Below are 12,919 nucleotides of genomic sequence, written 5' to 3' on the forward strand. Positions count from 1 at the left end.
TTTTATGAAGCGCCTGCACGTTATCGACTCCCACACCGGCGGCGAACCTACACGGCTGGTGATGAGCGGGTTTCCCGCGCTGAGGGGCACCACCCTCGCCGACCAGCTCAACACCCTGCGCACCGAGCACGATCAATGGCGCCGCGCCTGCCTGCTGGAGCCGCGAGGCAATGACGTATTGGTCGGCGCACTGTATTGCGAGCCGGTCACGCCCGGCGCCACGTGCGGGGTGATTTTCTTCAACAACGCCGGGTACCTCGGCATGTGCGGCCACGGCACTATCGGGCTGGTCGCCTCGTTGCACCACTTGGGGCGCATTCAACCGGGTGTTCACACCCTCGACACGCCGGTGGGGCTCGTAGCGGCGACATTGCACGAGGACGGCGCGGTGACGCTGCGCAACGTGCCCGCCTATCGCCATCGCCAGCAGGTGCCGGTGGAGGTGCCGGGCGTTGGTGTGGTTTACGGCGACATTGCCTGGGGTGGCAACTGGTTCTTCCTGGTGTCGGAGCATGGGCAAACGCTGGAGATGGCTAATGTCGACGCGCTCACCGACTACACCTGGGCGATGCTCAAGGCCCTGGAAGACCAAGGCATTCATGGTGCTGACGGCGCGCTGATCGACCATATCGAACTGTTCGCCGATGACGCCCACGCCGACAGCCGCAACTTCGTAATGTGCCCCGGCAAAGCCTACGACCGCTCGCCATGCGGCACCGGCACCAGCGCCAAACTCGCGTGCCTGGCCGCCGATGCAAAACTCGCCCCCGGCGCGCCGTGGGTACAAGCCAGTATCACCGGCAGCCAATTCGAAGGCCGTTATGAATGGGACGGCGAACGCGTACGCCCCTTCATCACCGGCCGCGCCTACATGACCGCCGACAGCACCTTGCTGATCGACGAGCAGGACCCTTTCGCCTGGGGTATCTGAGCCCAGGCCTTATTTAACTGAACGCTGGAGTTAGAACAATGAGCGACAACATCTTCACCGGTTGCATCCCCGCGCTGATGACCCCGTGCACGCCAGAGCGCAAGCCGGACTTCGACGCTCTGGTCGCCAAAGGCCGTGAGCTGATCGATATCGGCATGAGCGCCGTGGTGTACTGCGGCTCCATGGGTGACTGGCCGTTGCTCACCGAAGCCGAGCGCCAGGAAGGCGTCGCACGCCTGGTGGCCGCCGGCGTGCCGACCATCGTCGGCACCGGCGCGGTGAACAGCCGTGAGGCGCTGGCCCACGCGGCGCATGCAGCCAAGGTCGGCGCGCAGGGCTTAATGGTGATCCCGCGCGTGCTGTCCCGTGGTGCGTCGGCAACCGCGCAGAAGGCGCACTTTTGCGCCATCCTCAAGGCCGCGCCCAACCTGCCGGCCGTGATCTACAACAGCCCGTATTACGGCTTCGCCACTCGCGCGGACTTGTTCTTCGAGCTGCGCCGCGAACACCCGAACCTGATCGGCTTCAAGGAATTCGGCGGCGCTGCCGACCTGCGTTACGCCGCAGAAAACATCACCTCACAGGACGATAACGTAACCCTGATGGTTGGCGTCGACACCCAAGTGGTGCACGGCTTCGTCAACTGCAACGCCACCGGCGCGATCACCGGAATCGGCAACGCGCTGCCACGCGAAGTGCTGCAACTGGTGGCCCTGAGCAAACAAGCGGCCAAAGGCGACGCCAAGGCACGGCGCCTGGCGCGCGAGTTGGAAGCCGCGCTGGGCGTGCTGTCGTCCTTCGACGAAGGCTGCGACCTGGTGCTGTATTACAAGCATCTGATGGTGCTTAACGGCGACCCGCGTTACGCCCTGCACTTCAACGAAACCGACGTGCTCAGCGATGCGCAGCGCCGTTACGCCGAACACCAGTACGCGCTGTTTCGCCAGTGGTACGCCAACTGGTCGGCGCAACAGAACTGCGCCTGACCCCAGCGCGCCGCTGTGGTCCTCACAGCGCCCCCCCCTTTTTTCAGGATGACCTCATGACTCTGACGGGCAAGATGCTGATCGGTCAGCAAGCAATTTCCGGTGATCGCGAAGCGATCCAGGCCATCAATCCCGCCACCGACACCCCCTTGGAGCCGAGCTACGCTGGCGGCAGTGGCACGCATGTCGAACAGGCTTGCGCACTAGCGTGGGCCGCGTTTGATGCTTATCGCGAGACCTCACTGGCAGATCGCGCGACCTTTCTGGAAACCATCGCTGACAACATCGAAGCCCTCGGCGACGCGTTGATCGACCGCGCCGTGGCCGAGACTGGCCTGCCGCGTCCGCGCATTCAGGGAGAGCGCAGCCGCACTTGCGGGCAGTTACGAACCTTCGCGCGTACCGTGCGTGCTGGTGAATGGCAGGATGTGCGGGTGGACACCGCGCAACCCGAGCGTCAGCCGCTGCCGCGTGCGGACCTGCGTCAACGTCACGTGCCACTCGGGCCGGTGGCGGTATTTGGCGCGAGTAATTTCCCGCTGGCGTTCTCGGTGGCAGGCGGCGACAGCGCTTCGGCACTGGCGGCCGGTTGCCCGGTGATCGTCAAGGCACATGACGCCCATCCCGGCACCAGTGAGCTGGTGGGACACGCTGTGGCCAAGGCAGTCAATGACTGTGGTTTACCGGAAGGGGTGTTTTCGTTGTTGTTCGGCTCAGGTCACGAGGTGGGCATTGCGCTGGTCACCGACGCGCGTATCAAGGCCGTGGGATTTACCGGTTCACGCAGCGGCGGCATTGCGCTGACCCAGGCGGCGCAAGCGCGGCCGGAGCCAATTGCGGTGTATGCCGAAATGAGTTCGATCAACCCGGTCTGTCTGTTACCTGCCGCGCTGCAGGCACGTGCCGAAGGATTGGCGCAAGGTTTCGTGGCCTCATTGACCCAGGGCGCGGGGCAATTCTGCACGCAGCCGGGTCTGGTGATTGGTGTCGCAGGTGGCGCACTGGAGCGCTTTATCGCCACGGCGAGTCAACTGCTTCGCGGTTGTGCGGCCCAGACCATGCTGACACCAGGTATTTTCAGCGCTTACCAAACCGGTGTGGGAGCGCTGGCAGAGCATGCACAGATTGTCGCGACAGGCGTGGCGGCTACGGGCCCGAACCAAGGACAGGCGCACCTGTTCGTCACCCAGGCCAACGCGTTTATGGCCAACGAACACCTGCAAGCAGAAGTCTTCGGCGCTGCGTCGCTGGTCGTGGTCTGCGCCAACCACGACGAAGTACGTCGGGTTTGCGAACACCTGGAAGGTCAACTGACCGCGACCCTGCACCTGGATGAGAACGACCTGGCAGACGCCAAGGCCTTGCTCCCCGTGCTTGAGCGCAAAGCCGGTCGTCTGCTGATCAACGGCTGGCCTACGGGTGTGGAAGTGTGCGATGCGATGGTGCATGGCGGGCCCTTCCCCGCCACCTCCGATTCACGCAGCACTTCAGTCGGCACGGCGGCGATCCTGCGTTTCTTGCGCCCGGTGTGTTACCAGGACTTCCCGGACAGTTTGCTGCCGGGCGCCTTGCAACGGGCCAACCCGTTGCGGTTACCGCGTTTGCTCAACGGCCACAGAGAGGCCTGAGTCATGTCCGATTCCAACACTGCTGACATCGCTGTGGTCGGTGCGGGCATTATCGGCGTCGCCTGTGCCCTGCAATTGGCGCGTCAGGGCCAGCGGGTGGTGGTCATCGACCCGCAGGCGCCGGGCATGGGCGCCTCCTACGGCAATGCCGGGCACCTGGCGACCGAGCAGGTGTTTCCCATCGCCGATGTCTCGATCTTAAAGCGCCTGCCCGCGATGCTGCTGGACCCTATGGGCCCACTGCGCCTGGACTGGAAATACCTGCCCCGCGCCGCGCCCTGGTTTGTGCGCCTGCTGTTGAACCTGCGTCCGGCGAATTACCGGCGCACCGTCGCGGGTATTCGTGCATTGAATGAACACAGCCTGGGCGCCTGGCAACGCTTGTTGCAATCGATTGAACGCCCACACCTGTTGCGTGAAGACGGTTCGCTGCTGGTGTTTGAACGCGCCGAATCGCGCGAGGCCGTCGATGCGCTGCAACAGCGCATGCAGCAACAGAACGTGCCGGTGGAATTCTGGTCGAGTACTGCGGTGCAAACAGCGGCGCCGCAGTTGAGCGACGCAATACAAGGCGGCTTATTTTTCCCCAGCACCGGACATTTTCTCGACCCGTACCACGTAGTCTGCGAACTGGTAGCGGCTGCCAATGCCGAAGGTGTGCAGTTTCTCAAGCAGCGCGTTTTGGATGGGCGCCTGACACCGGATGGCGTGTCGCTGATCACCGATCAAGGCCCGCTCACCGCGCGCCAGGTGCTGATCGCCTGCGGTGCACACTCGGCCAAACTCACCGCCGCACTCACCGGTCAAACAGTGCCGCTGGACACCGAACGCGGCTATCACTTGATGCTACCCAACGAGCACGATCGACTGCCCTTCGCCATCACCTCGTTCGAACGCAAGTTCATCATGACGCCCATGGCCGGTGGCTTGCGCCTGGCCGGCACCGTCGAATTCGCCGGGCTCGTGCGCCCGGCGAATATGCAACGCGCCTGGCAACTGCACCGGCTGAGCCACGGGCTGTTTCGCCACGACCTCAGCACGCAAGGCGCTACGTCATGGATGGGCTTTCGTCCGTCCCTGCCCGACTCGCTACCGATCATTGACCGGGTGTGCGACGGCAAGGTACTGCTCGCGTTCGGCCACCAGCATTTGGGGCTGACGCAGGCGGCGGTGACGGCGGAGATGGTTGGGCAATTGGCTATCGCGACGCGCCCGATTAAGGGCCTGCCGGCGCTTGCAGCGTATCGCTTGAACCGGTTTTGAAAAACACGCGCGGTGTGAGTTGCTTGAGATGCAGGCGACTCGGTGTTTCACCGTCACAAAGGTGACGCCAGCGCCGTATAGGTCTCTACACCTCTTTTTTATGAGTTGAGTACTGTGGTTGTCACGGGCCACCTAGTAGCCGACCTGATGGTGGAAGCTGAACTCGCTTAAATGTGGGAGGGGGCTTGCTCCCGATGGCGGTGTGTCAGTCAGCTTATTTGTTACTGGCCCAACGCATTCGCGAGCAAGCCCGCTCCACACATTCGATTGGCTGCGTTTTGAGGTCCGCATTTACTCATACTCAAGGTATGTTGTACCGCTCGACCAATCACTTGCGCGGGGTGTTTTGCAGGCAGCGCCGAAGATTCAGATAAGTCCTGCGCTGCCTGTAGGAACGTTATCGTCACCTCCTGACAACCCGCAGCAACACAGCCAGAACAAAGGCTTAGCGCGAGAGCATTGTGCCAAACGTGCATCGCGGCATTGGCATCTGTCGCCCACGTGCTGCTTGAGTAAACATAAGGTGACGATTCAGCCGGTCTACACAAAATAGGTAACTGATAAAACCCGTACATATCTTTGCGTACGAGACCGCTGTCTTGAAAAAAAATCCCTCTTTCCCTATATCCAACGCCTGGTGCTGGGTTGGCAAACTCGCGCCGCCGTTGACCTTGCTCACGTCCTTGCCGCGCCAGGCATTGCTGGCTTCTTTTCACGCGCGGCTGAGCACCCCGCTGGCCTTAGTGATCGCGCCCGCCGGGTTCGGCAAAACGACGCTCTTGATGCAGTGGCGACAAGCGCTGTTGGCGCGCGAGACACAGGCGACCATCGCCTGGCTGTCACTGGATGCGGCAGACGGCGACCCCCACCGTTTCCTGTCCTACCTGATCCTGACGCTGGACCATGCTGGCCTTGATCTTGGGCATCTTGCTGGCCTGGCGCAGGCTCAATCACTGGATGTGCAACCGCAGCGTACGATCACCGCCCTGCTCCAGGCCTTGGCGCGTGCGAACCGTCGGGTCACGCTGTTTCTTGATGACTACCACACGGCGGCAAACCCTCAACTGGACCCCATCGTTAAGACCCTGCTGGAACAGGCCGCGCCATGGCTTGAATGGGTGGTATCGGCGCGCCAACGACCCGCCTGGCCGCTGGCACAGTGGAAGGCCAATGGTTGGGTACATGAAGTCTGCGCTCAGGCGCTGACGTTCACGCCAGCCGAAACCGCGGCCATATTGGGCCCCGACATACCCGCCACCGAACTCAATGGTTTGCACGAAAAAACAGAAGGTTGGGCGGTCGCCGTGCAACTGGCCAGGCTGTGGCGTGGCAGTGGAGATGCATCGCTGTATGGCCTGCATGCCTTTTCCGGGCGTGTCACCGATATGGCCGAATACCTGACCGGCCAAGTGGTGCAACGCCTGTCCGCTGAATGCCAGGCTTTTTTGCGCGATATGGCCTTGCTGGAGCGCTTCAACGCTGAACTGGCCGACGCCGTGCGTGGCCGCAGCGACAGTGCGCAGTTATTAACCCAACTGACTCATCTGGACGCCCTGCTCGTGCCCCTGGATGCCCGTCGCCAATGGTTTCGTCATCATCGGCTGCTGCAGGACTTTCTCAACCACAGCCGCGACGCCAAAGCAGCCCGTGACATTCATCACGCGGCAGCCCGATGGCTGGCCGAGGAAAGGGATTGGGTGCAGGCGATCAGCTACGCATTGCGCGCGCGCGATACTCGGCTGGCGGTTGACCTGCTGGTGCAAGCCGGGGGCTGGGAGGTGGTGCTGTACAACGGCATCCGCTACGCCGAAAGCCTGCTGCAGCTGTTTGATGAAAAGACCGTGCGTGCCGAGCCCGACCTGCTACTGCTCCAGGCGTACTTGCACGCCAAGTTTGGCGAGCACGCCCTGGCCAGCCAGTTACTCGAACTGGCTCAGGACCGGGTTCAGGCAGATAGCCGCTTGAGGCGAGATTTTCGTGTGATTCAGACGCTGGCTGATGGCTACGTCGATCGTTTCGAGTTGCCACCGCTCGCCAGTGATTCAGGCGACGGTATGCTCGCCGCCGCCACGCTGGAAGTCGTGCAGGCCTTGCACGCACTCAAACAGGCCCAACTGCCCTTGGCGCTGCGCGTCATTCGCTCGGCACACGTCAAAATGCGGGTGGTCGCCAGCGTATGGGGTGACATTTACTGCCAGGTCCATGAGGCGCAAATGCTGTCGTTGGCAGGCGATGTCCATGCCTCGGCACAGGTAGTCGAGACCGCGCTGGCTGCGGCCGAACGCCAATTCGGTACAGAGAGTTCGGCAAAGGCGCTGGTGGGCTGCCTCAAGGCGCAGCACCTGTATTGGAAAAGTGCCTGGGCCGAGGCAACCCCTTGGTGTCGCGACGGTTGGGCTTCGCTCATCGATACCGACGGCTGGTTGGATATCGCTGCCGTCACCGCCGAAGTGACATGGCGCACTGCGCTACGCAATCTTGGCCTGCAGCCGGCGTTACAGGAGCTTGCACAGGCGGGCGAACTCGCCGCAGTGCGCAACTGGCAGAGGCTGACAGGCTTGGTCAATGCGTGGCGAGTCGACCTTCTGGTGCAAGGAGGTGCCTTGACCCAAGCGCGTCAGGAAGCACTGGCGATCAACCTGGAAAGCACTGCGAATAACCCGAATGACTGGCGCAACTATGAGGCCGCAACGTTGGCCCTGGCCAGGTTGCAGTTCGCCACGGGAGCATCCAGTGAAGCACTCAACCGCCTGCAACGGGCAGCCAAATCCTTGCAGGGCCGCGGGTTGCAGTTGCCTGCCTGGCGCGTGCAGTTGCTGGCCCTGGCCGCTCACGGCAAAGGCCATCCGCCACTGCAAAACACACTGCTGACGTCGATTCCAGAACCGGTATTACCCGGCCTTCTGCTGGAAGCAGGCCCTTGTATCCTGGCTGCGCTGGAGGCGTGCGCCATTACCGCGCGCAGCCAGCACGCGATCATCACCCGACTGCGCGGGTGGCGCGCTCACCCGGTGCGTTCGCGCACATCTTTCAGTGCCAAGGAAACCCAGATCCTGACGTTGCTCGCCGAGGGCCAATCGAACAAAGCCATCGCTCAGGCGATGGATATTTCTGAAAACACCGTGAAATTCCATCTCAAGCATGTGTTTACCAAGCTCTGTGTCGACAGCCGCACCGCCGCAATGGCCGCAGCGATACGTGTGGGCGTGCTCGAAGCGCCCCATTGACCCACCAACCTACCCAGGCGGGTAGTCCAGATGCCCGGATGACCCGCACCTACCCGCCCTGCTCGTAGCCGCCGCCGAGCAGCGCGCCCTAGCATCCCTCAACGCCAGCCAGAAGTGCTCCGCTGGTTCCAACACCACTTAAATACAGCAGGAGATGCCCTGTGGGTATGGACGGGAAAACAGTGCGCGTGGCCACCGACGTCGGCGGAACCTTTACCGATTTGGTGTATTTCGAAAACGATCCGGCCACCGGCGAACAGACCATTCGCACCGCCAAAGTCGACACCACCCCACCAAACTTTGCCCAGGGCGTGTTGAATGTCATCCGCAAAGCCGAGGTGGATTTGGCTCGCGTAGACTTCCTGGCCCATGGCACCACCGTGGTCATCAACGCCCTGACCGAACGCCGAGGCGTGAAAACCGGCTTGATCACTACCCAGGGCTTTCGCGATGTGCTGGAGATCGCCCGCGCGAATCGCCCGGATTATTTCAACCTGAAATGGGTAAAACCCGCCGCGTTTGTACCCCGCTATCTACGTCGTGAAATAACCGGACGACTGCACACCAACGGCCAGGAGCGCCAAGCCCTGGACCTCGCGCAAGTCGCGCCGATCATCGAAGCGTTTCGCGCCGACAACGTACAGGCCATTGCGATCTGCTTGCTGCATGCCTACGCCAACCCTGCCCATGAACAGGCCGTGTTGAATGAAGTGCGCAGGCTCTGGCCGCACGTCTGCGTGGTGGCCTCGCACCAGATCACCCGCGAATGGCGTGAGTACGAGCGCTCCAGCACAACGGTGCTGTCAGCCTATGTGCAGCCCATCGCCGCACGCTATCTCGACGACTTGGTCACCGGTTTGCGCGACGGAGGCTACAAGGCGCCGTTGTACATCATGCAATCGAACTGCGGCATCGACAGCGTCGAGCATGCGCGGGAAACCCCGATCACCATGGTCGAGTCCGGCCCGGCCAGTGGTTTTTGGGCCGCTGCCGAACTGGGGCGCCTGATTGATGAGCCAAACGTGTTGGGCCTCGACATTGGCGGGACCACGGCTAAGTGCGCACTGATTCGCAACGGCCAGGTTTCGATCAAGACCGACTACTGGATTGAGCGGGACCGGATTAATGCGGGTTACCCGATTATGGTGCCCGTGGTCGACCTGGTGGAAATCGGCAACGGCGGCGGCTCGGTCGCCTGGGTTGATGACTTCGACAAACTGCATGTCGGCCCCCATTCTGCCGGTGCCGTACCGGGGCCTGCCGCCTATGGCAACGGCGGCACGCACATTACCACCACCGATGCCAACTTGATGCTTGGGCGCATTAACCCGGACTACTTTTGCGGCGGTAACGTGACGGCGGACATGTGCGCTGTTCTGCATGGCTTGAATGGCCTGGGTCAGCGCCTGCAACTGCCAGCGGATGAGATTGCACGCGGCGTGGTGCGTTTGGCCAACGATAATATGGTCAACGCGCTGAAGTTGGTGTCGTTGAGCCGCGGGCATGACCCACGGGAACTGACCTTGATGGCCTTCGGTGGGGGCGGCGCCCTGCATGCCGTTGCGCTCGCCCAGGAGTTGGGTGTGCAAAAGGTCATCGTGCCGCGCAGTGCCTCGGTATTCTCGGCCTGGGGCATGACCCTCTCGGACTTGCGACGCGACCTGTTTATCAACCGTTTTGTGGAGACCACCTCCCCTGCTCAACTGGAGCAGGCGCAACAGTTTCTGGACGAGCTGACGGGTGCCGCCCGCGAACAGTTCGTTGCGCAAGCCATCGCGCCTCAGCACGTTGAGGTTCAAGTGCATTGCAAGCTGCGTTACCAGAACCAGGAGCATTCGGTCGAGGTGCTGCTCGGCCCGTACGAGCGCCTCGACGCGGGTTGGGCGATGGTTGAACAACGCTTCCACAGCCTCTACGAACAGCACTACACCTACAACCTGCAGGCCCCAGTGGAAATCATCGGTTTTCATCTGGTGGCCATCGCCCAGATCGGTAAGTTGGCGCCCCAGGCGTTGCCCGTGACCGGTCGCTTGGTGAGTGAGGCCTGCAAGGGGCGGCGACGCGTCGACTATGCCCAGGAGGGCATCCACCAGGCGAGTCTCTACGACTATGCCTTGCTCGAACCCATGATGACCTTTTACGGCCCGGCCATTGTCGAGGACGCAGGTACGACCGTGGTCGTACACCCCGGCAATTATGTGCAGGTCGACCGCCTGGGCAACCTGCACATTCTGATCAACGGCTGACGGAGTATTGCTATGAGCACCCTCGATATCTTTACCCGCGACATCATCCAGAATTCCCTGCAGGCCATTGCCGATGAAATGTTCACCGCCATGCGCAAGGCTGCCATGAGCCCGGTGATTTACGAAGTGCTGGACATGGGCACCGGCATTACCGACGCCCAAGGCGAGATCGCCAGCTCCGGCGCAGGCATCCCTGCCTTTGTCGGCGTGCTGGACAAAGCCGTCAAGAAAATACGCCAGCATCATCCGTTACCCCAGGACATCGAGGACGGCGATGTCTTCATCAGCAACGACCCCCACGATGGTGCGGTGACCCACCTCAACGACGTGGTCCTGGCCATGCCAGTGTTCGCCGACGGCCATCTGGTTGCCTGGACCGCCAACATTGCGCATTGGAGCGACGTCGGCGGTCGGGTGCCGGGATCATTGTCTACAGAGGCCACGGATATTTTCCAGGAAGGGCTGCGCCTGTCATCGGTGAAGTTGATCAGCAAGGGCCAGCCGATCCGTTCGGTCTTACAGATCTTGCGTGCCAACACACGTATGCCCGACTTCATGGAAGGCGATCTGTGGGCCGGTGTCGCCGCCGTGCGCGGGGGCGCTGTGCGCTTGCGCGAGCTCACAGGAAAATATGGCACCGTGCTGTTTTTGCTGGCTATGAAAGACTTCATGGACTTGGGCGAGAAGGTCTCGCTCAAGGCGCTGGCCGCATTGCCGGCCGGTCAGCTGAACCTTGAGGAACTGCAGGATGATGGCAGCCTGTTCAAGGTGCGCATTGACATCCGCGCTCACGAACTGCTGATCGACCTGCGCGATAACCCCGACCAGTGCCAAGGGCCCACCAACCTCAGCCGCGACGGCGCGGTGGTTGCGGCGCAAATGGCGTTCAAGGCCCTGACGGCACCGCAAGGCATCACCAATGGCGGCACATTTCGCCCGCTGCGTGTGCTGACGCGCCCAGGTTCATTGTTCGACGCACTGCCGCCGGCCGCAGAGGGTTTTTATTTCGAAAACCTGATTCGGGTGCATGACTTGATCCTGTGCTGCCTGGCCCAGCGGTTTCCCGAGCGCTTGCCCGCGGGTAATTTCGCCTCCGTGTGCGCCACCATCATTGGCGGCGTGCACCCGGACACCGGCCGGCCGTTCACGCTGGTAGAGCCGGAAATCGGCGGCTGGGGCGCCGAACCCGGGCGCGATGGCAACAACGCTGTCTATTGCGGATTGCATGGCGAAACCTACAACTGCCCCGTCGAAGTCTGTGAGGCCCGTTATGGGCTGTATGTAGAGCGCATTGAACTGAACGACGAGCCCGGTGGCCATGGCCAGTTTCGTGGCGGGCGCGGCGTGTGCATCGACTACCGGATTCGCGCCGATGCCAGCTTCATGACCTGTGGCTACACGCGTTCGGTCGTCCCGCCCTGGGGCCTGGAGCAAGGTGGCGAAGGCACGGCCAACGTTGTCGAAGTCATCCGCAAGGACGGTCAACACGAACGCTACAGCATGGCCAGCAGTGTCGCCTTGAATGCCGGCGACCTGGTCAGGGTCCGCACCGGCGCAGGCGGCGGGTATGGCCCTGCCGACCGGCGCGACCCGCAGGCCGTTCGCGAAGATCTGAAAAACGGATATATCGACGCCGCGACAGCCCACGCCGTCTACGGCTTGACACCTTAGCCCCGAGGCGCAACACGCGCCCTGACGCTCGGCTTACAAGAACAACAACAAAAAAGAGAGCACCACCATGAAACTGCAGCACTCATCGCGTTTATGGGTAGCGCCCGCGCTTGCCTCGATTCTGGGCTTCACGCCCACGGCCCAAGGCGATCAATTCATCGGCTTCGCCCAACCCGGCGTTCCCGGAAAGTGGGCGCTGGAATCATTCCCCGTGTTCAACCGCACGAGCAATGGCGACGTGCGAGCGGGCAGTAACACGGTCCTGGCGTATTTCTCCGAGACCGGCTTTACCGGCACGCAACGCGATCAGTTGCAGTTCTGGGTCGGTGCAGACACGGGATACACCGGCACCCGTAACACGCGCAGCAATGGCGCCTGGGGTGTCGCCTCGCCCAACGTAGGCCTGGCCTATTACTACAACGTGGTGCAGCCCACCAGCGAGTACGGTTCGGATGACTTCACCACGTTCTGGGTCAACCCCACACTCGCGCTGGAGTTTCCCAACGGCAACGATGAAGGCACCGGTTATGGCGCGTTTGGCAACCGCTACGGTGCCAGCTTCAGCGTCGCCAACTACCTGCGCGTAGGCCGCTTCGCCGCCACATTCACCCCGGCCGGCATTCATTACGCGGCGCGCAACCGGCACACGACCGACCTTGGCGACGGCGACCCCACACGACTGCAAGGCGGGGTCAGCTTTTGGCTGGCCAACATTGCTGCCGGTTACCTGGTAACCGATGACGTGTGGCTCGGTGTGCACCACGCCTACCACATCAACAATCGCATGGCCTCGGATTTCAAGGCGTCGCGTCAAGGCAAGATTGGCCCGGCGATGACCTACACGGGATTCAGCAAACAGGGGTTGTATCTGTCGAGCAACCTGAACGTCGATTACTACCACAGCGACAACCTGCCCCGTTCCAATAGCTTGACCATGGCGCTGGTGAAGTTCTTCTAGCGCCACCCA

The 12,919-nt window shown here is 62.1% G+C and carries 8 protein-coding genes; all 8 read left to right on the plus strand.

What is annotated here, in order from left to right; all coding sequences use genetic code 11:
• Nucleotides 1–4: 4 nt before the first annotated feature.
• Complete coding sequence (locus FW764_RS01370; protein WP_446432397.1) at nt 5–931, plus strand: 4-hydroxyproline epimerase; 927 nt, start codon at nt 5–7, stop codon at nt 929–931.
• A gap of 38 nt (nt 932–969) precedes the next feature.
• A complete protein-coding gene (locus tag FW764_RS01375; protein ID WP_446432398.1) occupies nt 970–1,917 on the plus strand; it encodes a dihydrodipicolinate synthase family protein in 948 nt (315 codons plus the stop codon).
• Between the two features lie 56 nt (nt 1,918–1,973).
• Nucleotides 1,974–3,545: an aldehyde dehydrogenase (NADP(+)) gene (locus FW764_RS01380; RefSeq protein ID WP_446432399.1), complete on the plus strand. Its 1,572-nt coding sequence runs from the start codon at nt 1,974–1,976 to the stop codon at nt 3,543–3,545.
• Nucleotides 3,546–3,548: 3 nt separating this feature from the next.
• On the plus strand, nt 3,549–4,808 hold the full coding sequence (locus FW764_RS01385) for an NAD(P)/FAD-dependent oxidoreductase (protein WP_446432400.1): 1,260 nt from the start codon (nt 3,549–3,551) through the stop codon (nt 4,806–4,808).
• Between the two features lie 599 nt (nt 4,809–5,407).
• Nucleotides 5,408–8,035 (plus strand): LuxR C-terminal-related transcriptional regulator, encoded by a 2,628-nt coding sequence (locus tag FW764_RS01390; RefSeq protein ID WP_446432401.1) that lies wholly within the window; start codon nt 5,408–5,410, stop codon nt 8,033–8,035.
• 167 nt (nt 8,036–8,202) lie between these two features.
• Nucleotides 8,203–10,281, plus strand: a complete 2,079-nt coding sequence (locus tag FW764_RS01395; RefSeq protein ID WP_446432402.1) for a hydantoinase/oxoprolinase family protein — start codon at nt 8,203–8,205, stop codon at nt 10,279–10,281.
• Nucleotides 10,282–10,293: 12 nt separating this feature from the next.
• A complete protein-coding gene (locus FW764_RS01400; RefSeq protein ID WP_446432403.1) occupies nt 10,294–11,952 on the plus strand; it encodes a hydantoinase B/oxoprolinase family protein in 1,659 nt (552 codons plus the stop codon).
• Nucleotides 11,953–12,019: 67 nt separating this feature from the next.
• Entirely contained in the window at nt 12,020–12,910 is an 891-nt protein-coding gene (locus FW764_RS01405; protein ID WP_446432404.1) for a hypothetical protein, read from the plus strand.
• Nucleotides 12,911–12,919: the final 9 nt, after the last annotated feature.

Source organism: Pseudomonas sp. 1152_12 (assembly GCF_052850675.1).